Here is a 23,426-nt window from a genome sequence, read left to right as displayed (position 1 = left end):
CATAAGGCAGCATCATGGGTACACCACCCCTGACTGATGAACTTTGCCGAGAGGCAGTTGAAGCACTCAAAGCAGCGGGAGGTATCAAGGCCAAGGCTGCCGGGGCAATGAATGTTCCGATCTCAACATTTAAGTTCTGGATAAAAGTAGCCGCAAGGCGCGGCTTGATGGGGTTCTCACCCGTTCTTGAGGGTTTTGAACTAGCGAAGTCTACAACGGTCTATGGCAAGGACGGGGCTGTTGTCCGTGAGTTTGTCCAGCAGCGGCCAGAACGTGAACTCTCCCATTTCAATCTCCCACAAGGCCATATCATCAAGGGAATGTCTGCCCTTGTTGATGCAAATGGTCATCAGGTTCAGGCGTGGTATAAAACCAGCCTAGAGGCCGCACAGCGCGATTTGGCCATGCGGGCAGTCATTGACGCCCTTAAGCAAGAGATCGCTCCCGTCGCCCCCGTAAAGGGGCCGGAACTGTGTAATTCCCTTCTCCTCAATCAATTCACGATTACCGACGTGCATATGGGTGCTCTTGCTTGGGGCGAAGAATCCGGTGCGGACTACGATCTACAGATTGCCGAAAAGTTGCTGATAGACTGGTTCTCAGCGGCGATTGCCATGGCCCCCAACGCTCACACAGCTGTTTTGGCTCAGTTGGGTGATCTTCTCCACTATGACAGCCTCGATAGTGAGACGCCAGCCAATCGGCATGTACTAGATGCTGATAGCCGTTTTCCCAAGATGGTACGCGCAGCTATCAGGGTGTTCCGGCGCATAATTGCGATGCTCCTGACTAGCCATGAACACGTCCACATCATTATGGCCGATGCTAATCATGATCCGGCATCTGAAACGTGGCTTAGGGAGTTTTTGTGCGTTCTCTATGAGGACGAGCCCCGTGTGACGGTCGATACGAGCGCCAGCACCTACTATTCGTATTCCCATGGTGAAACGTCATTGTTTTTCCACCACGGACACAAGCGCGGCGTGAAGAACATCGATCACGTCTTTGCTGGCCAGTTCCGCGAACTCTATGGCTCTACCAAACACAGCTACGCGCATGTCGGCCATCTTCATTCCGATGAGGATATCTCTACCAATCTCATGAAGGTTGAGAGGCATGAAACACTTGCGGCAAAAGATGCCTATGCGGCTCGCGGAGGTTGGCTCAGTAAGCGTTCTGCGAAGGTAATCACTTATCATAAACAGTGGGGAGAGGTGGGGCGTATTACCCTTTCTCCGGAAATGGTCACAACATGAAGCGCAGCACAAGACGTCAGGTGGTCAATGACTATCTGGCCAAAGCAGACGGAGATGCGAATAAAGCCTTAAGGATGGCCGTAGACGACGTTATAGCCTTCGCCCGCTGTACGTCAGGCGGATTTGTCAGATGCGCGCCAGCGACCTTTATTCGCCCGATAAACATACATGATGATCCAATCGATATCGACGCGCCGGATGGTGACGAGGAGTGACTTTCAATTGGACGCACTCAAAGCAAGAATCAGCCGAAAGATTGAACCGGCCAAAGTGCCGGAACATGCCGCATACCCATCCCGTCGCGGAAGCAAGATATTCCTGATGGTCGATGGCTCTGAAATAGAACTTCACCCACTGGCAGCCCTGAATATCCTTCGTGCATGGCAAGACGCCATCGGCGGGGCATATGTCTACAAAGCCATGGAACCCGAAGATGACTGAGAAATCTGTCGATCTGGAGGGTGAATTTTTCATTCGCCTATTGCGACGTCGGGCTCATCTGGCATCTGCCCGTGAAAACCCTCACGTCTCGAAAGAGGCCGTTATCCTCAACAATTGCGCTGATGATCTGGAAAGACTTCATGCGCCCACCAAAAGCGAGTTTGACCAACTGATGAAATAATTATCCCTGCAAGAATACATTTCTCCCCATTTGGGGATAGCACAAAGCGCCTTCTGTCCTTCGGGATCGAGGGCGTCTTTTTTTGTGTCTAAATTCCTGGTTGGATGGTTTATGATACAGCCATGAGCGACGATCCCAACACACTCGGCTATCATTTGGAAAATGGCGGTTCGATATGGGCGGTTTGCCACGATCCTGAATGCAAGAAGAGCGATACCCAGCTTGATTTGCAATTGCTGGTTGACAAGCTCGGGCCAGACTTCTTTGCGCTCCACCAAACCTTAACGCCCAAGCTCTACTGTTCGGCTTGCGGATCGAAGCAGGTCAGCATTCGAATCATTCCGTTCAGCACGTCGAAGATGGGATGATGGTGCCGTTGGGTTTGACAGAACGTTTTAAGAACATGTGCGGCGCTTTGTGCGTGATTTTAGTATCCGGTCGATAACGCACAGGCCAAACTTTCACATTTCGTTCTTTTTTGGGTTTTGGCCTCTTGCGCTGAAACGCCCAGTATTCTAGGGGTTCGGCACCGGCGGAGCGTAGCGCAGCCCGGTAGCGCACTTGACTGGGGGTCAAGGGGTCGTCGGTTCGAATCCGGCCGCTCCGACCATTTATCCCGCCAGATCAATCATTGGTTGGATAGATCGGTTATCAAAAAGCCAGACCTCGGGTCTGGCTTTTTTGCTTGGCGGTGTACGTCAAAGCTTCTCCGGCGTGGCGCCCGTCCGCGATTCCAGCCGGTAGCGCGTGCCGGGATAGACCAGATGGACCAGCGAGACGACGGTGCCGCCCGACCAGGTGCGGCGGCGGATGGCAAGGCATGGCTCGCTGCGCGCAAGGCCGAGAAGCTTGCAGTCGCGCGCCGACGGCATGGCCGCCTCGACGATATGTTCCGACCCGCTGAGCGGGGCAATCGCGCTGAGATAGGCGTTGGGCGTATGCGCGGTAAAATCCTGCGCCAGATAGTCCGGAGCCGCGCGCGGATTGACAAAGCGATCCTCGACCTGCACGGCAACGCCGTTTTCCCGGTGCACGATCACCGAGTGAAAGACGGGCGCGCCGGATGGCAGCTCAAGGGCATCGGCGACGGCGCAGGCGGCGTTTTCGCTTACCAGACGGACCACCGATGCACTATGGACATGGCCGCGCTCGATAATCTCGTCGGCGATGTTGCGCACTTCGAACAGGGTTGAATGGCCCTTGCGCGCCGCGACAAACGAACCGACGCCGCGGATGCGCACCAGTTCACCTTCACTGGCAAGTTCGCGCAGGGCGCGGTTGGCGGTCATCTTGCTGACGCCCCATCGCGCCACCAGCTCGTTCTCCGAGGGAACACGATGCTCGGGCGGCCATTCGCCGCTGTGAATGCGGCCAAGGATCATCCGTTTCACATGGGCATAAAGCGGCGCACCATAGCGTGTGGCAGGTTGCTTCTTGAGCATGGCGTCGGTCATCGCAGGCCCCTCATTGCTCATTCCTTGTGCAGGATCGGAATTTGCCTCCCGGTGCGACTTTCCCTCTTGCGCGGCACAGGAGATGTCATAAGGTACCATATACAACTTGCCAAAAGACAAAAGCGCAAAAGCCACCGCAGCGTGGTGCGGGAACACGGGTTCAACAGGTGCCAACCTCAAGAGGAGAAGGCTGATGAAACTACACAAGCTCTTGCTGTCAGGGGCGATGGCGCTTTCCGCGCTGTCCATGTCTGCAGCGGCCCATGCGAAGGACTGGAAAACAGTCACGATCACGCTGGAGGGTGCCTACGCGCCCTGGAATATCACCAATCCCGACGGTACGCTGGGCGGCTTCGAGCCGGAACTGGCCGCGCATCTGTGCGCCGGGATGAAGGTCGAGTGCAAACTGGTGGCTTCCGATTGGGACGGTATGATTCCGGCGCTCAACGCCGGCAAGTTCGATGTCATCATGGATGCGCTGTCGATCACCGACGAGCGCAAGCAGGTCATTGATTTCACCATTCCCTATGCCAATACCCATGCGGGTTTCGCCACGCAGAAGGACAGTCCGCTGGCCAATGCGGCCGGAACCGGTTCGGTTCTGAAGCTCACGCCGGGGCAGACCGGCGTTGCCGAAATCGAGGCGATGAAGACAGCCTTCAAGGGCAAGACCATCGGTATTCAGGCGGCGACCGTCTATGCCAAGTTCATCTATGACAATTTCGGCAGTATCGCCACCGTGCGCGAATACAAGACCGGCGCGGAACGCGATCTGGACCTGGAGTCCGGCCGTATTGATCTTGCCTTCGACGATGCCGTGTATTTTGGCACGACATTCGAAAAGGCCAATGGCGCGCTGGTTTTCACCGGCCCCGAATTCGGCGGTACGATCTTCGGCATCGGCGAGGGGCTTGGTATCCGCAAGGCCGACACGGATTTGAAGGCCATGTTCGACAAGGCCATCACCGCCGCCCTGGCGGATGGCACGGTCAAGACCCTGTCGATGAAGTGGTTCAAGACCGACGTCAGCCCGTGACCATCGCCGCACGGCGGTAACGCCCTCTGGATGAACTGGGTATTGCCGGAAAGGCGCGGCATTTGCAGCATCTGGCAATGCCCGCCTATACTCTGAAAAACCGGATCAACCGGGCGGAGCGGGAACACGGCGCATGTGGATAATCGGAGTGCTCGGATTTGGACAGCAGGGCTGGGGCGGGCTGCTTATCGCCGGTGCGCTGATGACCCTGTGCGTGACCATCGTCGCGCTGCTGCTCGGCGCGGTTCTCGGCACCATGGTTGCCTGGGCGAAACTGTCGGGAAATGCGGTTTTGCGCGCGCTCGGCAACGCCTATACGACGGTGTTTCGTGGTGTCCCCGAACTTCTCATCATCTATCTCATCTATTTCGGCGGATCGGGGGCCGTTACCGCCATCGGGCGCTATCTCGGCTATGAAGGCTTTCTCGGATTGCCGTCCTTTGCCGCCGGTGCGCTGGCGGTCGGCATCATCTCCGGCGCTTACCAGGCCGAGGTCTATCGCGGCGCATATCTTGCCATTCCCAAGGGGGAATTGGAGGCCGCGGAGGCCATCGGCATGCATCGCGGCCTGCGCTTTCGCCGCATCATCGCGCCGCAGGTGCTGCGTTTTGCCATTCCGGGGATCGGCAATGTCTGGCAGCTCAGCCTGAAGGACTCGGCGCTTGTCTCCGTGATCGGACTGGCGGATCTGATGCGCACAAGCCAGGTCGCCGCCGGGTCGACGCGGCAATATTTCCTGTTCTTCATTGCCGGCGGCTGTCTCTACCTCGTTCTGACCAGCCTGTCGGACCGGCTGTTCAACCGGGCGGAACGGCGCGCCAACCGTTCCATGCCGTCTTCCCTTGGTCAGGCCTGAGGAGCGGTCATGGATTTCGTCTTCATTCTCCAGACCATGCGGACATTGCTGGCAGCTGTGCCGATGACGCTTGCCCTGTTTTTCCTGTCGATCTTCTTCGGCGGGCTGCTGGCACTCTTGGTGGTATGGATGCGTGTCGCCAGAAACCCGATCCTCAGCAATTTTGCCAAGGGGTATATTTTCGTGTTCCGCGGCTCGCCCCTGCTGATCCAGATGTTCCTGGTGTTTTACGGGCTCGGCCAGTTCGGCTTCATCCGCTACAGCTTTCTCTGGCCGTTCCTGCGCGAACCCTTTGTCTGCGCCGTGCTTTCGCTCGCGCTGTGCACGGCCGGTTATACCGCCGAGATATTTCGCGGCGGTCTGCGAGCCGTCTCCGTCAAGGAGATCGAGGCTGCGCGCTCCATCGGCATGTCGGGTTTTCTGCTCGTCCGCCGGATCATCGGGCCGATTGCCTTCCGCCATGCGCTTCCGGCCTATTCCACCGAAATCGTCATGATGGTCAAATCGACCGCGCTTGCCAGCCTTGTGACGGTCTGGGAGGTCACGGGCGTGGCGCAGCGGCTGATCTCGCAGACCTACCGCACCATGGAAGTGTTTTTGTGCGCGGCGGCGATTTATCTCATCCTCAATTTCCTGATTCTGCAGGCCATGGCGCTGCTGGAACACAGGCTTTCCCAGCATCGGCGCGCCGTTCCGCGTCTGCCGTAAGGAATTTTTGTCATGGTGCATGAACCTTCCGCCGCCGCAACGACCGTCAACCGGCTTTCCGTGCGCAATATCCGCAAGAAATTCGGCCCGCTGGAAGTTCTGCGCGGCATTTCGCTCGAAGCCCATGACGGCGACGTCATCTCGATTCTCGGGTCGAGCGGGTCGGGCAAGTCGACATTCCTGCGCTGCATCAATCTTCTGGAAATCGCCGATGAAGGCGAGATCTGGGTGGATGGCGAACACATCAACATGATCAGCAAGCACGGCAGGAACGTGCCCGCAAGTTCGAAGCAGGTGGACCATATCCGCTCCGAACTCGGGATGGTGTTCCAGTCGTTCAATCTGTGGTCGCACATGACCATCCTGCAAAATCTGATCGAAGGTCCCGTCCACGTGCTCAAACGCCCGCGGGCGGAGTGCATCGAGGAGGCGGAAGCGCTTCTGGTGAAGGTCGGGATTGCCGACAAGCGCCATGCCTATCCGGCGCATCTGTCCGGCGGTCAGCAGCAGCGCGCAGCCATTGCCCGCTCCCTGGCGATGAAGCCGAAGGTCATGCTGTTTGACGAACCCACCTCGGCGCTCGATCCCGAACTGGTCGGCGAAGTGCTGCGGGTGATGCGCGCGCTGGCGGAGGAGGGGATGACGATGCTCGTCGTGACCCATGAAATGAATTTTGCCCGCGACGTTTCCAACCGCGTCGTGTTCATGCGCGAGGGGTTGATTGACTGCGCAGGTTCGCCCGCCGAAATGTTCAGCGGTGCGACCTCGGCGGCGTTCCGCCAGTTTATCGGTAATTTCCGGGGGTAGAACGGATCGTGCTCTCGGCGGCCTTGCGCCGGACAAGCACCGCATCCACGGCAAATCCAGCCATCGCCTCGACATCCCTGTTGCCGATGATGAAGGCGGCACGGACAAAACGCGCCAGGATTTTCCATTCCGGATCGTTGTCGTCTTCGATTTTCAACACCCTTGCAGCCTCGTCCAGCGCTTGCTGCATGAGTTCGCCATCGGCTTTTGAATAGTTCGGATTATCGGTGTCTAAAAACGTCAATGACCATTTCCACCCATTATTCTTATGTGTTGGATGCAACCGGTAGTTTATAAATTCCACTCATATGAGAAATTTGATTTAACCACCTGATGTTACGTTAAAATTGCGTCTTTCTCAAGGTAACGCACTGGGGTGGTATTGGAAATATATTATAAGTGATTATCGGTTTGTTGTTCCGATTTATTTATCCGTATTAAACATATTATTGAAACTCATAAGAACAAAATGCGTTCAAGTAGAACATATTGCGACAGTTTTACATTATTGCTTTGGATACGGCAGGCGTTCGCGCGTGTCGGGCTTCCAGCGCGACACATCCCCAGATGATACCCACAAGGATGTAGAAATGCCGCCAGTGATCGGTATCGATGACATTGCCGATGGCCACATGCGAGAGATAGGTCAGGTAAGCGCACAGCAGGAAGGGCTGCCACGGCCTGTCGCGAAACAGGATGCGCAGGCCAAGCCCCAGGGTCAGCATCGTCAGGGTGAGGTAGCTGACGAAACCGGTCCAGCCATAGTCGAGCGCTGCCTTCAGCCAGATATTGTGGGTGTCTTCGCCATAAATGGGCCCGAACTCCAGCGGACCGATGCCGAGGGGGTGGTCGACCGACATCAGCAGGCCGTACCAGTGGCGGGCAAAACGGCCGAACTGGGCATTGTCATACTCCTGCACCAGCTGCGCCCGCGCAAAGAACAGTTCCGAGACGCTGGGAATCTGCAGCGCGATGACAATGGCGACGAGAAGAACCGCGACAGCCAGCCCGGCAAGCAGAATGATCCTGATGCGGAAGAGGCGGCTCGGGCTGCGGATGAACAGTGCAAGCGCAAGGCCGGCGATGACCAGCACGGCCATGCCCCATGCCGCGCGGGAAAAGGACAGGAAAACGCCAAGGGTGAGGATGAGCGTAGGCACAAGGCGCAGCGGCAGCGTCCGCAGATTGCCCACCAGTATGCCATGCACCAGCCAGGCAATCGGCAGGATCAGGAAGGGGCCGAAGACGTTGGGGTCCTTGAAGGCGCCCATCGCGCGGCCATAACGCGTGAAAACCTCCGCGCCCGGGAAGGCGTTGAAATAGCCGAGTAACCCCAGCATGGTCGTACAGACCGCCGCGATCAGATAGCCGTTGAAGATCGCCTGCAGGATGCGGTGGTTGCCTTCGACGATTGCCGCAAAGAACACGGATGTGAGCGCGAGAAACAGCGACACGGCCATATACATGGGCGCGGTCTTCAGGTCGGCCATCTGCGCCACGGACAGCCACCCGCCAAGATTGAACAGCACCAGCGTCGCCAGGAGAACGACGGTGCTGCGCGAGAAGCGCAGACCGAAGAGCGCCCAGACCGCGATCAGCGCGGCCATGTACAATTCATAAGGCGCGGGTTCATTGATCACGAAACCGCTGAGGAACACGCCGAACCCGACGGCTGTCATCGAAACCATGCGGATCAGCGCGCGGTTCCGGACGGCCCGCTCGATACGGGCTGAATCAGCGGGATTGGCGGTGGCGCTCAATAGGCATTATCCGTGTTGAGCAGGCGGACGGGTGTCAGGAACAGGATTTTCAGATCGAACCACAAGGACCAGTTTTCGATGTAGTAGAGATCGAACTCCGTCCGCATCTTGATCTTGTCTTCCGTGTCGATTTCACCGCGCCAGCCATTGATCTGCGCCCAGCCGGTCACGCCCGGCTTCACCCGGTGGCGGGCGAAATATCCGTCCACGACCTCATTGTAGAGCAGATTGTGGGTATGGGCCGATATGGCGTGGGGCCGGGGGCCGACCAGCGAAAGGGTTCCCATCAGCGCATTGAAAAACTGCGGCAATTCATCGATGGACGTCTTACGGATGATGCGCCCGACCTTGGTGACGCGCGGGTCGTTTTTCACCACAGCGTTGCGCGCCGTCGGGTCGCACATTTCCGTATACATCGAGCGGAATTTCCAGACTTCAATGACTTCATTGTTGAAGCCGTGCCGCTGCTGCTTGAAAATGACCGAGCCCTTGCTCTCCAGCCGGATGGCGATGGCGGTCGCCAGCATGAACGGGCTGAAGACAAGGATGCCGAACAGGCTGAAGACGATATCAAAAGCCCGTTTCGCCACGGAATCCCAATCGTTGATGGGCTTGTCGAACAGATCGATCATGGCGATCGATCCGATGTAGGAATAGGCGCGCGGGCGGAACTGCAGGTGATTGTTGTGGGCCGACAGCCGGATATCCACCGGCAGGACCCAGAGCTTTTTGAGAAGCGCCAGAACGCGCTCTTCCGCCGTGATCGGCAGCGAGACGATGAGCATGTCGATATGGGCGATGCGCGCGAACTCGATCAGCTCGGAAATGTTGCCGAGCTTCGGATAGCCCGCGACGACGGGCGGCGACCGCTTGGCGTCCCGGTCATCGAAGACGCCGCAGATGCGGATATCGTTGTAGGGCTGCTGCTCGATCGAGCGGATCAGATCCTCGGCCGGTTTTCCGCCGCCGACAATGACGGCGCGGCGTTCCATTTTGCCATTGCGGGCCCAGCGGCGGATGAGCCGCGACATGATCACGCGAAAGGCAATGAACAGGATCAGCCCGGACACATACCAGGCGCCGAGCCATATGCGCGAATAGGCTTCCGAGATCTTGAGAAAAAACGCAGCCAGCGCCATCAGGGCGAATGTGCCGGACCATGCCATCAGCAGGCGCCCGAACCGGGTGAAGGGATTGCGCATCACCGCAAGCTGGTAACTGTCGGTAAGTTCCAGGACGAGAACGCCGACGATGGCGGTCACCAGAATGGCGAAGAAATAGCTGAAGCCGGTTCCCTGATGCGGGCCGACATACATCAGGAAGACCGTCATGCCGGTCACGAGGATGATCAGGAATTCCACGATCCGCATGATGCCGCTGATCATGACGGGCGAATTGCTGTTGCGCGCATATTGCGAGGCAATCTGGTAGGCGACAGGGCTGAGTGTAGCTTTATCGGCAGGTTTTGCCGCGTTGTCGGCGGCAAGATTGCGCACGGCATCCCGAGAGAACCTGGTTTCCCCTTTTCTGTCTTTCATACGGCACCTTGAAGAGTTCGATTGATCCGTCATATCACGGATGAGCTAAAAAATGCTTGCCTGAAAAATGCTTTTGGACAGGCCCTGGACCCTATTCATTCAGCGCGGCGAAATATTCGTTTTCAAGCCGTGTTGCCATGCCGCCGATGCTGAATCTTTGTCTGATCTGGCCGGGGTTGGGAAGGGCCGCTGCATGGGCGGCGGGATCGCCGAGGACAGCCGCCATCTTGCGGGCGAGCGCCTGCGCATCCGGCTGCACAAGGGCCGCGGAGTGATCGCCCACGATCTCCGGAATGCCGCCGACACGGCTGACGATGACGGGCCGCCCGGCGGCCAGTGCTTCCAGGACAATATAGGGCAGGGCCTCGGCGCGGGACGGGATGACCACCGTCCGGGCAAGACGAAATGCCGCGCGTGCCTGCATGGGCGGCAGGAACCTGATCTGGGCGCCGATTCCCGCCGCTTCGGCCTGCCGGACAAGCTGGTCGCGCTCACCGCCGTCACCGACCATGACGGCGGTCGGCGGCGGTCCGCCCATTCTGCCCGCGCCCGCCAGGGCGTCGATGAAAAGGTCCGGTCCTTTCAGGGTGCGCAGTTCGCCGATGAACAGGAAATCGGCCGCATCCGTGTCCGGCTGCACGGGTTCGAACTCGCCATCCGCCAGACCATTGTAGATCAGTGCGGATGTGCAGCGCGGCGCGCCGACCTTGCTGATATAGGTGTCACGCTCGAACGCCGAGACAAAGATGATCCGGTCGGTCATCCCCTCCATGAACCGCTCGATGCGAAAGATCACGCGGCCCGCCATTGCGGAGGGGGCATAGTGCAGGCTGCCGCCATGCGGGGAGTAAAACCGCGCAACGCGCTTTCCCGAAAGGCGCAGCAGCGAGCCTGACAGTCTGGCGTAGATGCCGCCCTTGGCGCCGTGACCATGCAGGATGTCCGGCTGCATGGCTTTGAATGTGCTGCGGGTGCGCACGGCCGCAATCAGGTCGCCCGGACCGATCTGCCGCTGCATGGCAATGCGTTTCAGCCCCAGGGCCAGCTTGTCCCGCATACCCGCCAGCAAGGTTTCTTCGAAGTCGCCGCCGGTCGAGGCGTCGCAGACAACGCCGACCTGATGGCCGGCCTTGACCTGGGCATCAACGAGATCGCGCACGTGCCGGAATATTCCCCCGACAGGTGCGCGAAAGCAGTGAACAATACGAAGGGATCGCCTGTCGCTCATCTCCCGCGATCAGAAGAAGCGCTCGCGTACATAGACGGTATCACCGGGCAGGACGGGATCGGAAATCGTCACGCGGCCGGTGAGGATCTCGCCATTGAGCTGGCGGGTGATATCCACGTCCCCCTGATTGGCACGGGCACTGAAACCGCCAGCCGCGGCTATCGCCTTCTGGGCGGTCATGCCGGGAACATAGGAGTACTGCCCGGCGGCACCCACTTCGCCCATGACGAAGACCGGCCGGTACCGGTCGACTTCGACGGCGACGTCCGGATCGCGCAAATAGCCCTTGCGCAGCTTGGCTGCCACGGCGGCCTCGATCTGCTGGATTGTCTTGCCGCGGGCAGGCACGCTGCCGATCAGCGGTACCGAGATATAACCGGCCTGGTCGACGCTGTAGGTGTTGGTCAAGCCTTCCTGTTCGAAGACAGTCAGGCGCACCCGGTCGCCCGCATCGAGCAGATAGGGTTTGTTGATGGCTGCATGGAATGCCGCAGGGGCAGGGCGATAACTGGCGCAGCCGCCAAGTGTCATCGACACAACGCTGATCGCGACCAGAAAGATTTGCTTGCTGAACACCGTAAAAACCCTTGCAACAATGGCGACGAATTCGCTCGACTCTGAGCGGGATTATCAGTTCATTAGGGTTAATGGCTGGTAAACTGCGCATGCACTTTTGTTGTGCTGTCTTCTTGAGTGTGCCGGATATTTTAACCCGCTGGTTACCATAGGTCTTTACCATTGCGGCATTCAAAGTGGAGTGGGGAATGCCTCGGGCTGGCTCTGTCGATAGTGACGTGGATATTGACGTTGGTGCACTGTTTGCCAGTTTGTGGCGCAACAGGGCGCGCGTGCTGCTGGGTGCCATCCTTCTGACGTTGGCGGCATTCCTGGTTCTTTCGCTTATTTCACCCAAATACCGGGCGGAAACGCGCATTCTCATCGAGACGCGCGAATCCGTGTTTACCCGCCCCAGCGGCGAACAGGGCGACGACCGGCCTATTCTTGACCAGGAGGGAATCAAGAGCCAGGTGGAGCTTATCGGTTCTTCCGACCTGTTGAAGCGGGTGATCACCAAGCTCGATCTGGGCAACAATGCCGAACTGGCGGCCGGCGCCGATCCCTCGGTGCTGATTCGCATCCTGGCAAAGCTTGGCCTGGCTGCCGATCCCGATGCCACGGCGCGCGACGATTACATCCTGCAGGCCGTGCGGGATCGCCTGGTGGTTTACAGCGTTCAGAATTCGCGTGTCATCGTCATCCAGTTTTCCTCCAAGGACCCCGCGCTGTCCGCTGCCGTGCCCAATGCCATCGCCGATGAATATGTGGCAACGCAACAGGCATCGAAATCCCAGTCCAATGCCGATGCCACCGGCTGGCTCGAGCCCGAAATTGCCGATCTGAGCAAGCGGGTGAAGGATGCCGAAGCCAAGGTCGCCGCCTATCGCAGCTCGTCGGACCTGCTGATTGGCCAGAACAATGCGGTGCTGGCAACGCAGCAGCTGTCTGAACTGTCGTCGGAATTGTCGCGCGTGCGTGCCAACAAGGCTGCCAGCGAGGCCAAGGCCGCCAGCGTGCGCACGGCTCTTGCCAAGGGCGCACCGGTTGAAACGCTGCCCGACGTGATGGCGTCGCCGCTGATCCAGCGGCTGCGCGAACGCCAGGTTCAGCTCAACAATGATATTGCCGATCTGTCTGCATCCCTGCTGAGCGGTCATCCGCGCATCAAGGCTTTGCGGTCGCAGCTGGCCGATCTCGATCAGCAGATCCGGCTGGAAGCCCGCAAAGTGCTTGGCAGCCTTGAAAACGAAGCGGAAACGGCCCGCCTGCGCGAGTCTGAACTGACGCGGACCCTCAACGGCTTGAAGGCGCAATCATCCAAGGCCGGCGAAGAGGAAGTGGAATTGCGGGCATTGGAGCGCGAGGCTGCGGCGCAGCGCCAGCTGCTCGAATCATACCTGACCCGCTACCGCGAGGCGTCCTCGCGCACGGATCGCGGCTATCTGCCCGCCGATGTCCGCATCTTTTCCCGCGCCGATAAGCCGGTTGAACCCTATTTCCCCAAGGTTCTCCCGATGACCGGCGCGGCCTTTGTCGCCTCGCTGCTGATCCTCAGCATCGGCACGCTGCTCAGCGCTTTGTTCAGCGGCCGGGCCTTACGTCCTGCCCACACGGCCATTCCAGATGCTGGTGCGGCGGAACCCAAAGTGGTTGCTCTCCCGAAAGTGGCGCCAGCGCCTGTGCCGCCGGTTGAAAGCAGCAAGCCCGTGCATGCCGAGCCATTGCCGGTTGCTGCACCGGTATTTACGCCATTGCCGGTTGCTGCGCCGGTTCGGGCAGTGCCGTCCGCGCAAAGTCCCGATCATCATACCGACCATTCCGGTATTGCAGGTGTTGCCGACCGCCTGATGGCAAGCGGTGCCGCGCGCGCGGTCGTCGTGTCGCCGGAAGGGGATGAGGCCTCTGCGCTGACCATATTGCTGGTGCGGGAACTTGCCGACCGCGGCGTGCGGATTGTTCTGATCGATATGACCGGATCGGGTGAAATCGGCCGTTCCATGCTGGATGGCCAGAACCTTGCCGGAATGACCGATCTTCTGGCCAATGAGCGGTCGTTCAGCGAAGTCATTCATGCCGACCATTATTCGCAGGCCGAACTCATTCCCCTCGGCACCCATGACCCCGTCAAGGCCATGCAGTCCATCGGGCGCCTGCCAATGATCCTCAATGCCTTGCAGTCGGCCTATGATCTGGTGGTGATCGACAGCGGGCCGGCCACGGCAGCCGAGCTGAAGCACATTGTCGACGATGGTTCGGAACTTGTGCTGAGCCTGGTCGATCCTGAAGACCGCGACGTCAAGGCGATATCCATGGCGCTGTTTGATGGTGAGTTCATCAAGCCTGAGCTTCTCACGCCGTTTGAGGATGGTTCGCTTGAGCTGGATGATGGGCTGATCGTCCGCGCCGGAGCCATGAGCCACCAGCACTGACGCCGTTCAGGCGCGGCCGAAAAGCCGGGACCGCAGTTTTTTCACCGTGGCCCACAGGCGGTCATTCCTCTTGACGGTACGCACGAGAGTGCCGCGGGCGGTGCGGTAGGCGGCACAGGCGTAGCCCTTGGCCGTCAGGCTGTGCTGCGTGTCATAGAGCCGCGTTTCGACATCGCACCAGTTCCGCTTGTACGGTTCGTCGCCGACCCCGAAACTGTAGAAGGCAAGATCGGTGTTACAGCTGTCCTGAATGTCTTCGAAAAACAGGAACTCACCCGGACTGGCATTGCTCATGTCATCCTCGGCAATGCCGATGAAGTCGATGAAGGTCTGCGTTCTCGCCCGGGATTTGCCGAGGACTGCCCGATAGCGCCCGGCGACCTCCACGGCTTTGAGCTGGAACAAGGGGTGTTCCTTCGCCGCATGCCGGGCAAACAATTGCCGGAAGAAACGCTGAATTTCCTCAGGCTCAAACGTGTTCCTGATCCCGGATCTGGCAAATTTTTCCGCCTTGTTCGCAAGGTAGTTCTCAAGCATGGCATCGGTCTCGCTGGGTACCGTTGCCGTGACAATGCGATAACCGCCAGCCTCTGCAAACTTGCCGATGCTGTTGCGGTGCTTTTTCTTCTTGCGCTTGGCGTTGTGGCGTTCGAGAACCGTCTGAAAACTGTGGTCCAACGTGATGGCCAGGCTGATATTGGCGTTTTCCCGGTTCGGCAGGTGCAGCAGCGGGTTGGTGCAACCGTCGAGCAGCGGAAGCTGCCGTTCCAGCATGACGAGGTCGATGTCCGGCCGCATCTGGTGCAGGGCCGCGAAGAGCCGGTTCAGCTCGCCGGGGCTGACGGGATGCGCGGGGGAAACAACCGGGAAGTTGCAGTTGGCATGCGGCCCGCCGGGGTAGGCCGCGATCCTGAAGGGGCCGGACCGGCTGATCTCCAGCGGCAGAACAAAGACCGGCATTTCTCCGGCATAGAGGCAGGCGAGCAGGCAATCCGGATTGACAGTCGACTGCCAGAGGGAAACCCAATCTTCGGACTGTGCCGGGCCGCAGACATGGTTCTGGGGCAGCGACTGCCAGATTGTTGCGATTTCACCGGGCGCCGCAATGATTCTTGGATCGAGATGGGATAAAGGCATGGCGGGTTCCAGTGAAAGCGGTATTGCGTCAAATACCATGCCGTTGATCAACGATATATAAACACTTAATCTGCATGAAATGACGGTCACGATCCCGTTTCAACATGCCTATTAGCGCGAATTGGTGAAGGAATGGTCCACGCGGCCGACTTGATACGAAAGGCCGTGATGCGACTGGCGTGGCACACCGGTTTTGCGTCGACGGCGCGCGAGCATTTTGGCGGGCTGGGCTCGATCATCATGCTGCATCGCGTCCGTCCGGACTGCGTCAGCCCGCTTGGCGTGACGCGCTCCCTGTCCATCACCCCGGCGTTCCTTGAACAGATCATCGTTTCACTCAAATCCGAGGGAACCGACTTCATCTCCATGGACGAGGTGGTCGAACGGGTGAAGAGCGGCAAACGCCCCGGCCGGCGCTTCGTCGCGGTGACACTTGACGATGGCTACAACGATAATTTCCGTCATGCCTATCCTGTCTTCCAGAAGCATGCGGTGCCCTTCGTCGTGTATGTCGCGCCGGGTTTCATCGAAGGGGCGGCGGTGCTGTGGTGGGAAGTCGTTGAAAGCCTTGTAGCCAAGGCGGATTTCATCCGCATCCCCGACGGACCGGAATGGCGATGCGGGACGCTTTCCCAGAAAAGATCGGCATTCCATGCCATTATGCGGTATTTCTCATATACGCTGACCGAACTGGAACAGATGCCTGTGCTGCGCGAGATGTGCGCGGCGCAGGATATGGTGTGCAGCGTCGCGCCAGACCGCGACGTGATGAGCTGGAACGAAATCCGCCAGATGAACCGCGATCCGCTATGCACCATCGGCGGCCATACGGTGCATCATTACAATCTGAAAAAGCTGACGGCGGGCATGGTCGCGCAGGAAATGCATCTGTCAGCGGGGATGATCGAGGATCAGCTCGGGCGGCGGCCGCAGCATTTTGCCTATCCCTACGGCTCGGTCAAGGCTGCCGGACGGCGGGAAGCCGACATTGCGGCGTCGGAAGGTTTTCTGTCGGCGGTCACCACGCGCCACGGCACCATCCATGCCGAACACCGCGATACGCTGCATGCCTTGCCGCGCATTTCGATCAATGGCCGTTTTCAGAAGCTTGTCTATGCGAAGACGATGATGAGCGGTGTGACAACGCCGATCGCCAATGCCGGACGGCGCGTCATCCAGGCCTGAATTAAGCTTTTTTCTTTGGTGCCTTTTCCATCCAGCTGATGATGAACATGGCCGGAATGACCCAGAGCAGGCCGGTGCCAAGAAAATAGATCAGGTGGATCCACGGGCTGGCATTGGCAAGCAGTGCCACGGCGAAGATCGTGGCGACGATGGCGTAGACGCAAACCAGGGTAACCAGCAGGATGGTTCCGATGAGTTTCTTGAGCCTTACGGGCATGAATCCATTCCAGTTCTGGTCTTTTTCATCTGCAACACGTGCGCAAGGGTTTCATCTAACCGGTTAAGCCGCAGGCGAAAAGCAAAAAAGCCCCCCTTGCGGCAAAAACGCGACGGCTTGTCGCGTAAACCCGGCTTGTCATCCCGGCGCATATGCTGCACCTATCCGGCCAGTTACAGGAGTGTTTTGAATGGCCGCCCACACACTATCAGAAGGCGCTGTGTCCTCCGCCGGAGATCGCCAAGCGCGCAACCGCAGGCTGATCCGCGTGTGGCTCTATCTGGTGCTGCTTGTGCTTGCCACGATTGTTCTTGTGGGCGGTGCGACGCGCATGACGGGTTCGGGCCTTTCAATCACCGAATGGAAGCCAATCCACGGCATCATCCCGCCCTTGAACCACGTGCAATGGCTGGAAGAATTCGAGAAATACAAGCTCATTCCCCAGTATGAGCAGCTCAACAAGGGCATGAGCCTTGGCGAATTCCAGCGCATTTTCTGGTGGGAGTGGTCGCACCGGTTCCTGGCGCGGGGCGTCGGTTTCCTCGTCGCCATCCCGCTTGCCTTCTTCTGGCTGACCGGACGGCTTGAACGGCTGCTGAAGCCGCGCATGATCGGCATTCTGGCGCTTGGCGGCTTGCAGGGCGCCGTGGGCTGGTGGATGGTTGCATCGGGTCTCAGCGGCCGCGTCGATGTCAGCCAGTACCGGCTGGCGACGCACCTGACACTGGCCTGCATCATTTTTGCCGCCGTGATGTATGTGGCGCGGGGCCTTGCCGTCTATTCCGAACGCCCTGCTGGAAGCGGCATCCAGCGGCTCGCTGGCTGGTTCGTGCTGTTTGTCTTCATCCAGATTTACCTCGGCGCATTGGTCGCGGGCCTCGATGCCGGTCTTTCCTACAATACCTGGCCGCTGATGGATGGCGCCGTCATTCCCGGCGACATGTTCCCGATCCAGCCGATCTGGCACAATTTCTTCGAGAACCCGAAAACCGTGCAGTTCGTTCACCGCTGCTTTGCCTATTTCGTGCTGCTTGCGGCGCTGTGGCAGGCAGTATCGACGGTGCGGCGCCTGCCGGGTACAACCCATGCGCGGCGCGCGATATTCCTGGTGGTCCTTGTCCTCCTGCAGGCAGCCATCGGCATCACCACGCTGCTGATGCAGGTGCCGATGGGCCTGGGTCTTTTGCATCAGGGATTTGCCATCGTCATCCTTGGCTTTGCGGTTGCTCATTGGCGTGCAACCAAGGGCGCCTATCCCTTGCCAACGGAAATTTCCGCCGCACGCTCGTAGCGGCTGTCTTTGCGCAAAGACTCGGTGTAGTGATTCGAGAGCTTCGCTGGCTACGGACAGCGCGGCATTCCCGCCGTATCGAAAGCAACCATCATGATTCTTAGCGCAAGACGCTCACTGGCCGCTGTTACAGGTCTGGGTGTCACGCAGATCGTCAGTTACGGCACGCTCTATTACAGTTTCAGCATTCTCGAACCGGCCATGGCGCAGGAGTTCGGCCAGTCGCGGCAATGGCTGTTTGCGGCCTTCTCCGGCACGCTTCTGATCGGCGGCATCATCTCGCCATGGTCCGGCCGCTGGGCAGACCGCTTCGGAGCAGGGCGGGTGATGACATTCGGCTCGCTCGCCGCAGCACTGTCACTCATCCTCTGCGTCCTGTCGCAAAGCTGGATCTGGTTCGCTCCGGCGCTCGTGACAACGGGGATGGCAACGCCGTTCATCCTTTATAACACCGCGTTTGCCGTGCTTGTGCAGATCGATCCGCAGACGGCGCCGCGCCGGATCACCTATCTGACGCTGATAGCCGGGTTTTCCTCGACCCTGTTCTGGCCACTGGCAACACGTCTGCTGACGGTGTTTACCTGGCGGGAGATTTATCTGTTCTACGCGGGATTGCAGGTCTTCATCTGCTTTCCCATCCATTTCTGGTTATCACAGATGACGCGGCGCTCGCCAAAGCTGCATGAGGAGCGCGCCGATGAACCCGCCAGGGGCGTCAGCGGCCAACTGCCCGCCGAGAACAGGCGTTCGGCGTTGCTGCTGATCATGGCCGGGTTCTCGCTGGCAAGCTTTTCGTTGTCGGCCATGCTCGTCCACCTCGTGCCGGTGCTGGCCGCCGTCGGCGTGGGAACCTCCGCCGTACTCGTCGGCGCCATCTTCGGGCCATCGCAGTTCGCAGCGCGTCTGGTAAACATGGTTTTCGGCGCCAAGCTGTCGGCGATGTCGATCGCCGTGCTGTCGACGGCCTTGATACCCCTGTCGTTCCTGATGCTGATTGCGCCGCTGCCCATCCCGCTTGTGGCAAGCGCCGTGGTGTTCGCCATGCTGTTCGGCATGGGATCGGGGCTCAACAGCATTGTGCAGGGGACCCTGCCGCTGGCGCTGTTCGGACATCAGAGCTATGGCGCAATTCTGGGCAAGATCACCTCGGCGCGACTGATCGTGTCATCATCCGCGCCGTTCATTTTCGCTTTCATCATGGAAAAGCTCGGACCGGCGCTGGCCTTGTCGGTTGCCGCCATAGCCGGCATTCTCGGCGTCCTGACATTCCTTGCGGTTGCCAGCCTGATCAGGCGCTCAACCCAGTGAGGCCATCACCCGTTGCGCTGCCCGCGCCACGTCCAGGCTTCGCTCGGCTTCCTCGAAATTCTCATCTTCCGTGTGCCACGAGGCCGACAGGGCCGCGTGGGACATGGCATAGCCGAGGATGGTTCTGATATCGCGGTTGAACGCGCGGGAGAAGGTGAGGGCCATGGTGGCAATACGCTGGTCGCTGGCGCGCAGATCCTGCCGCTCCACGGGGTTGTAGAACATGTTGGCGGCATCGTACATCGGATCGCCGAGAAGCCCCTTGGGATCGATGACCAGCCAGCCGCGCTCGCCCAGAAGAATGTTTTCGTGATGAACATCGCCGTGCAGGGGCTGAACATCCGCCGGATTGCCGAGCAGCCTGTCGGCAATCCCCGCCGCTTCAACAAAAATGCTGGCATCACCCTGTTTCCGGTCGATTTCTGCTTTCTTGAACAGGCTGGCATATTGTTCGCGCAATGGCCGCAGGTCCGGCGCGAAGGATTTGCCCTTGCCGTTGTTGCCCAGAAGTTTCAGCAGGACGTCGACGGAAATGGCCGTCGCCGCGTCGTCGCCATGCGCGTTGAGATGATCCAATAGGGTGCGGCTTCCGGCATATTCGAGCAGCAGCAGATTGCCTTTTTCTGCCAGCAGGCGGATGGAGCCATGGCCATCGTGCCAGTCGAGATAGTGCGCGCCGCGCAACTCTTCCTGCATGCCGGTTTCGTTGAGTGCCTTCACCACGGCGGGCGTGCCGTCAGCCAGCCGCACCATGATGATGCGGCTGGTATGGGTTTCAACGAACAGTTCCGGAGAGGATATCTGCCATTCGGCAGGAAACGTCTCGTGTATGCTATCAGCCATTGTTCAGCATAAGATCCAGATTCTGCACAGCCGCGCCGGATGCGCCCTTGCCGAGATTGTCAAGAAGCGCCACGAGGTTGACCTCACCCTGGCCTTCGGTGCCGAGCACGAACAGCTTCATGATGTCGGTGTCATGCAGTTCCTCCGCATCGATCCTTGCCAGCGATGCACTCTGCGCCAGCGGCACCACCTGCACGATGTCCTGGCCTTGATAGTGGGCTGTCAGGGCGGCATGGATGGATTCGAGCGAGGCATTGCCGTTGAGATCAGCGGTGAATACAGGAACCTGCACGATCATCCCCTGCGCAAAGCGGCCAACGCTGGGGCTGAAAATCGGACGCCGGTCGAGATGACCGTGCGTCTGCAGTTCCGGCACGTGCTTGTGCTTGAGCGGCAAGCCGTAAAGAAAGTTATTGGCGCTGATATGCTCGGGATTGGCCGGGTCTTCCATCTGCGCGATCATCTGCTTGCCGCCGCCGGTATAGCCGGAAACCGCATTGACGGTGATCGGGTAGTCGCCGGGAAGAATGCCCGCATCGCGCAGCGGCCGGACAAGCGAGATCGCGCCGGTCGGATAGCAGCCGGGATTGGCCACCAGCCGGGCATCGGCGATTTTCTGCCGCTGCGCCCGGTCAAGCTCGGCAAAGCCATAGGCCCAGTCTGGATGAATCCGGTGCGCCGTCGATGTATCGATGATCCGCGTGGAATTATGGCCGTCGAGAATGGCAACGGCCTCCTTCGACGCATCGTCGGGCAGGCACAGGATTGCCACATCAGCGCTCTTCAGGAAGTCGGCGCGCATGTCCTTGTTGTGCCGCTCGGCTTCCGGAATGGAGAGGACGTCGAGATCATGACGGCCGGCCAGCCGTGTCCGGATTTGCAGTCCTGTGGTGCCGTGTTCGCCGTCGATAAAGATTTTCGGTTTCATGTCAGATGCCTTTGAAGCTTGGTATTCAGTGAGTTAGCGAGAAAACCGGATTCGATATGTAAGAACCCTGAATCAAAAGATCAGCTTCATCGCTTGGCTTTTTTCTCCGCGAGAATACCAAGATAGTACATCGCTATTGTGGCACCGGCGATGGCCGTCACATCCGCATGGTCATAGGCGGGGGCGACCTCCACCACATCGGCGCCGACGATATTGAGTTCCGTCAGATGGCGCAGCACCGAAAGGATTTTCGCCGAGGACGGGCCGCCGGCAACGGGCGTACCGGTTCCGGGGGCAAAGGCCGGGTCGAGGCAGTCGATGTCGAAGGTGAGATAGACGGGTTTGCCCGCCGTGCGCTTGATGATGGCTTTGGCAATCTCGGCAGCCGACATTTCCTCGACGTCGTAGCCATAAACGATCTGCAGGCCGCAATCATCCGGCGCATGGGTGCGGATGCCGACCTGAATGGAATGCGCGGGATCGATGACGCCGTCGCGCGCCGCCCGGCCGACAAAGGAGCCGTGGTCGATGCGCTTGCCGTCATCGTACCAGGTGTCCTGATGTGCGTCGAACTGCACCAGCGCCACCGGTCCGTGCTTGGCGGCATGTGCTTTCAGGATGGGCCAGGTGACGAAGTGATCGCCGCCCATGGAGAGCAGGAACGCACCCGATTTGACGATCTTGGCCGCTTCGCGCTCAATTGTCGCCGGGGTTTTCTGATGATTGCCGTAGTCGAGCAGGCAATCGCCGTAATCGATGACGGCGAGGTCTTCGAACAGATCGCGCTGGAAGGGATATTGCGGGTCATTGTCGAAAATCGCCGATGCCCGCCGGATGGCCTGCGGACCGAACCGCGCACCCGGCCGGTTGGAAACCGCCGCGTCGAAGGGAATGCCCCAGACGACCACATCAGCACCGTTCAGATTCTTCGTATAACGCCGGCGCATGAAGGACAGAGCTCCCGCATGCGTGGGATCGGTCGCAGCGCTGGTCAGGGACCGTGCGGTAAAGGCGTGATCGATGGTCTTCGATGGCATTGGATTTCTAACTCCGGGAGTGTCTGCGTCGTCTGCTGGGTGGCGAAGCTACCGCAAACCTGTTTATGCGCAACAAAAAAGCGGACCCGAAGGCCCGCTTTCTGTTCTGTCCAATGGAAACGCTGGATTAGCGCTTCGAGAACTGGAAGGAACGACGGGCCTTCGCCTTGCCGTACTTCTTGCGTTCAACAACGCGGCTGTCGCGTGTGAGGAAACCACCCTTCTTCAGAACACCGCGCAGGGCAGGTTCGAAGTAGGTGAGGGCCTTGGAAATGCCGTGACGAACGGCACCGGCCTGACCGGACAGACCGCCACCGGCAACGGTCGCGATGATGTCGTACTGGCCGGCGCGGTTGGCAGCAACGATTGGCTGCTGCAGGATCATCTGCAGAACCGGACGGGCAAAATACTTGCCGTATTCCTTGTCGTTGATGACGATCTTGCCGGAACCTGGCTTGATCCAGACGCGGGCGACCGCATCCTTACGCTTGCCTGTTGCATAGGCACGGCCATTGGCGTCGAGCTTCTGGACATGAACCGGTGCAGCTGCCTGCGTCGATGCGGCGGCAGTACCGAGATCTGCGAGCGAATTGAGCTCAGCCATTCTTATGCGCTCCTTTTGTTCTTGGAATTCAGCGCGCCAACGTCGAGAACGACGGGTGCCTGCGCTTCATGGGGGTGATTGGAACCTGCGTAAACGCGCAGATTCTTCATCTGGCGACGGCCGAGCGGACCACGGGGAACCATGCGCTCAACAGCCTTTTCGACGACGCGTTCCGGGAAACGGCCTTCGAGCAGCTGACGGGCAGTGCGTTCCTTGATGCCGCCGGGATGGCCGGTGTGCCAGTAGTAAACCTTGTCGGTAAACTTCTTACCGGTGAAGGCAACCTTTTCGGCATTGATGATGATGACATTGTCGCCATCGTCAACGTGAGGGGTGAAGGTTGCTTTGTGCTTGCCGCGCAGGATGTTGGCAACGATGGTGGCGAGACGGCCGACGACGAGACCTTCGGCGTCAATCAGGATCCACTTTTTCGTCACATCTGCCGGCTTCTGGGTGAAGGTAGCCATTTGTGTTCGTCCTTGAGATCATCCTTCACATAGGAAGGCTTTTCTTGTTGCTTGCGTTGTGTGAATGACGAACATCCGCACAACAGTTAAATGCGGCAGGAAGAACCTACCGCAGTCGAGGGGTTCAATACCGGCCCAACGGGATCACGTCAAGCAG

Annotated in this window: 26 protein-coding genes and 1 tRNA gene; 14 read left to right on the top strand and 13 right to left on the bottom strand. The window is 59.2% G+C overall.

The window, feature by feature from the left end; all coding sequences use genetic code 11:
* Positions 1-14 precede the first annotated feature (14 nt).
* The 6 genes from ACTJJ7_RS16215 (at position 15) to ACTJJ7_RS16190 (ending at position 2,488) form a co-directional block, all read left to right on the top strand.
* On the top strand, positions 15-1,256 hold the full coding sequence (locus ACTJJ7_RS16215) for an oxidoreductase (protein WP_440968094.1): 1,242 nt from the start codon (positions 15-17) through the stop codon (positions 1,254-1,256).
* On the top strand, positions 1,253-1,471 hold the full coding sequence (locus ACTJJ7_RS16210) for a hypothetical protein (protein ID WP_440968092.1): 219 nt from the start codon (positions 1,253-1,255) through the stop codon (positions 1,469-1,471). Before ACTJJ7_RS16215 ends, ACTJJ7_RS16210 begins: the two co-directional genes overlap by 4 nt.
* Before the next feature lie 7 nt (positions 1,472-1,478).
* The gene (locus tag ACTJJ7_RS16205) at positions 1,479-1,697 is read left to right on the top strand and encodes a hypothetical protein (RefSeq protein WP_440968090.1); all 219 of its coding nucleotides are present in this window, start codon (positions 1,479-1,481) and stop codon (positions 1,695-1,697) included.
* The gene (locus ACTJJ7_RS16200; RefSeq protein WP_440968088.1) at positions 1,690-1,878 is read left to right on the top strand and encodes a hypothetical protein; all 189 of its coding nucleotides are present in this window, start codon (positions 1,690-1,692) and stop codon (positions 1,876-1,878) included. Before ACTJJ7_RS16205 ends, ACTJJ7_RS16200 begins: the two co-directional genes overlap by 8 nt.
* 122 nt (positions 1,879-2,000) lie before the next feature.
* Positions 2,001-2,246 (top strand): hypothetical protein, encoded by a 246-nt coding sequence (locus ACTJJ7_RS16195; RefSeq protein WP_440968086.1) that lies wholly within the window; start codon positions 2,001-2,003, stop codon positions 2,244-2,246.
* Positions 2,247-2,411: 165 nt separating this feature from the next.
* Positions 2,412-2,488 (top strand) — tRNA-Pro (locus tag ACTJJ7_RS16190).
* Positions 2,489-2,576: 88 nt separating this feature from the next.
* Here the strand turns inward: ACTJJ7_RS16190 and hutC are convergent.
* Positions 2,577-3,332: a histidine utilization repressor gene (hutC, locus tag ACTJJ7_RS16185; RefSeq protein ID WP_440968084.1), complete on the bottom strand. Its 756-nt coding sequence runs from the start codon at positions 3,330-3,332 to the stop codon at positions 2,577-2,579.
* Between the two features lie 193 nt (positions 3,333-3,525).
* Here hutC and ACTJJ7_RS16180 point away from each other — a divergent pair, with 193 nt between their 5' ends.
* The 4 genes from ACTJJ7_RS16180 to ACTJJ7_RS16165 all read left to right on the top strand — a co-directional run bounded on the left by ACTJJ7_RS16180 (position 3,526) and on the right by ACTJJ7_RS16165 (position 6,739).
* Positions 3,526-4,368, top strand: a complete 843-nt coding sequence (locus tag ACTJJ7_RS16180; RefSeq protein WP_105735562.1) for a transporter substrate-binding domain-containing protein — start codon at positions 3,526-3,528, stop codon at positions 4,366-4,368.
* Between the two features lie 133 nt (positions 4,369-4,501).
* Complete coding sequence (locus tag ACTJJ7_RS16175) at positions 4,502-5,224, top strand: ABC transporter permease (RefSeq protein WP_440968082.1); 723 nt, start codon at positions 4,502-4,504, stop codon at positions 5,222-5,224.
* Positions 5,225-5,233: 9 nt separating this feature from the next.
* Positions 5,234-5,932, top strand: a complete 699-nt coding sequence (locus tag ACTJJ7_RS16170; RefSeq protein ID WP_105735558.1) for an ABC transporter permease — start codon at positions 5,234-5,236, stop codon at positions 5,930-5,932.
* 12 nt (positions 5,933-5,944) lie between these two features.
* The gene (locus ACTJJ7_RS16165; protein WP_105735556.1) at positions 5,945-6,739 is read left to right on the top strand and encodes an ABC transporter ATP-binding protein; all 795 of its coding nucleotides are present in this window, start codon (positions 5,945-5,947) and stop codon (positions 6,737-6,739) included.
* On the opposite strand, the gene ACTJJ7_RS16160 is transcribed toward ACTJJ7_RS16165, so the two are convergent.
* The 5 genes from ACTJJ7_RS16160 to ACTJJ7_RS16140 form a co-directional block, all read right to left on the bottom strand.
* The gene (locus ACTJJ7_RS16160) at positions 6,717-6,983 is read right to left on the bottom strand and encodes a hypothetical protein (protein WP_105735554.1); all 267 of its coding nucleotides are present in this window, start codon (positions 6,981-6,983) and stop codon (positions 6,717-6,719) included. The two genes, ACTJJ7_RS16165 and ACTJJ7_RS16160, sit on opposite strands and share 23 nt — an antisense overlap.
* A gap of 256 nt (positions 6,984-7,239) precedes the next feature.
* Positions 7,240-8,499, bottom strand: a complete 1,260-nt coding sequence (locus ACTJJ7_RS16155) for an O-antigen ligase family protein (RefSeq protein ID WP_105735552.1) — start codon at positions 8,497-8,499, stop codon at positions 7,240-7,242.
* The gene (locus tag ACTJJ7_RS16150) at positions 8,496-10,037 is read right to left on the bottom strand and encodes an undecaprenyl-phosphate glucose phosphotransferase (protein ID WP_440968079.1); all 1,542 of its coding nucleotides are present in this window, start codon (positions 10,035-10,037) and stop codon (positions 8,496-8,498) included. Before ACTJJ7_RS16150 ends, ACTJJ7_RS16155 begins: the two co-directional genes overlap by 4 nt.
* 91 nt (positions 10,038-10,128) lie before the next feature.
* The gene (locus ACTJJ7_RS16145) at positions 10,129-11,265 is read right to left on the bottom strand and encodes a glycosyltransferase family 4 protein (protein WP_440968077.1); all 1,137 of its coding nucleotides are present in this window, start codon (positions 11,263-11,265) and stop codon (positions 10,129-10,131) included.
* A gap of 9 nt (positions 11,266-11,274) precedes the next feature.
* On the bottom strand, positions 11,275-11,796 hold the full coding sequence (locus ACTJJ7_RS16140; RefSeq protein WP_130269493.1) for a polysaccharide biosynthesis/export family protein: 522 nt from the start codon (positions 11,794-11,796) through the stop codon (positions 11,275-11,277).
* 233 nt (positions 11,797-12,029) lie between these two features.
* Here ACTJJ7_RS16140 and ACTJJ7_RS16135 point away from each other — a divergent pair, with 233 nt between their 5' ends.
* Positions 12,030-14,252, top strand: a complete 2,223-nt coding sequence (locus ACTJJ7_RS16135) for a GumC family protein (protein WP_440968075.1) — start codon at positions 12,030-12,032, stop codon at positions 14,250-14,252.
* Positions 14,253-14,258: 6 nt separating this feature from the next.
* Here the strand turns inward: ACTJJ7_RS16135 and ACTJJ7_RS16130 are convergent, their stop codons facing one another.
* Complete coding sequence (locus tag ACTJJ7_RS16130) at positions 14,259-15,389, bottom strand: GNAT family N-acetyltransferase (protein WP_440968073.1); 1,131 nt, start codon at positions 15,387-15,389, stop codon at positions 14,259-14,261.
* 168 nt (positions 15,390-15,557) lie between these two features.
* Here ACTJJ7_RS16130 and ACTJJ7_RS16125 point away from each other — a divergent pair, with 168 nt between their 5' ends.
* Positions 15,558-16,574 (top strand): polysaccharide deacetylase family protein, encoded by a 1,017-nt coding sequence (locus ACTJJ7_RS16125; protein ID WP_440968071.1) that lies wholly within the window; start codon positions 15,558-15,560, stop codon positions 16,572-16,574.
* A 1-nt stretch (position 16,575) separates the two neighbouring features.
* Here ACTJJ7_RS16125 and ACTJJ7_RS16120 read toward each other — a convergent pair whose 3' ends face one another.
* Complete coding sequence (locus ACTJJ7_RS16120; protein ID WP_105735541.1) at positions 16,576-16,791, bottom strand: DUF2842 domain-containing protein; 216 nt, start codon at positions 16,789-16,791, stop codon at positions 16,576-16,578.
* A 190-nt stretch (positions 16,792-16,981) separates the two neighbouring features.
* On the opposite strand from ACTJJ7_RS16120, the gene ACTJJ7_RS16115 reads away from it, so the two are divergent.
* Together ACTJJ7_RS16115 and arsK are read left to right on the top strand one after the other, a co-directional pair.
* Positions 16,982-18,082, top strand: coding sequence for a COX15/CtaA family protein (locus ACTJJ7_RS16115; RefSeq protein ID WP_440968069.1), 1,101 nt, complete (start codon positions 16,982-16,984; stop codon positions 18,080-18,082).
* Positions 18,083-18,175: 93 nt separating this feature from the next.
* The gene (gene arsK / locus ACTJJ7_RS16110) at positions 18,176-19,390 is read left to right on the top strand and encodes an arsenite efflux MFS transporter ArsK (RefSeq protein WP_440968067.1); all 1,215 of its coding nucleotides are present in this window, start codon (positions 18,176-18,178) and stop codon (positions 19,388-19,390) included.
* Here the strand turns inward: arsK and ACTJJ7_RS16105 are convergent.
* The 5 genes from ACTJJ7_RS16105 to rplM all read right to left on the bottom strand — a co-directional run bounded on the left by ACTJJ7_RS16105 (position 19,379) and on the right by rplM (position 23,269).
* Entirely contained in the window at positions 19,379-20,233 is an 855-nt protein-coding gene (locus ACTJJ7_RS16105; RefSeq protein WP_440968065.1) for an aminoglycoside phosphotransferase family protein, read from the bottom strand. The genes arsK and ACTJJ7_RS16105 overlap by 12 nt on opposite strands.
* A complete protein-coding gene (argC, locus tag ACTJJ7_RS16100) occupies positions 20,226-21,161 on the bottom strand; it encodes an N-acetyl-gamma-glutamyl-phosphate reductase (RefSeq protein WP_440968063.1) in 936 nt (311 codons plus the stop codon). Before argC ends, ACTJJ7_RS16105 begins: the two co-directional genes overlap by 8 nt.
* Positions 21,162-21,247: 86 nt before the next feature.
* Entirely contained in the window at positions 21,248-22,198 is a 951-nt protein-coding gene (speB, locus tag ACTJJ7_RS16095) for an agmatinase (protein WP_105735532.1), read from the bottom strand.
* A gap of 127 nt (positions 22,199-22,325) precedes the next feature.
* Entirely contained in the window at positions 22,326-22,802 is a 477-nt protein-coding gene (gene rpsI / locus ACTJJ7_RS16090) for a 30S ribosomal protein S9 (RefSeq protein WP_105735530.1), read from the bottom strand.
* 2 nt (positions 22,803-22,804) lie between these two features.
* Positions 22,805-23,269 carry a 50S ribosomal protein L13 gene (gene rplM, locus ACTJJ7_RS16085; protein WP_105735528.1) on the bottom strand — a complete coding sequence of 155 codons (465 nt, stop codon included), beginning with the start codon at positions 23,267-23,269 and terminating at the stop codon, positions 22,805-22,807.
* Positions 23,270-23,426 lie beyond the last annotated feature (157 nt).

This window comes from Phyllobacterium sp. 22229, from assembly GCF_052056495.1.
Classification (GTDB): Bacteria; Pseudomonadota; Alphaproteobacteria; order Rhizobiales; family Rhizobiaceae; genus Phyllobacterium; species Phyllobacterium myrsinacearum.
Note: the sequence above shows the minus strand (reverse complement) of the source record. Positions and strands in the feature narration are given on the sequence as shown.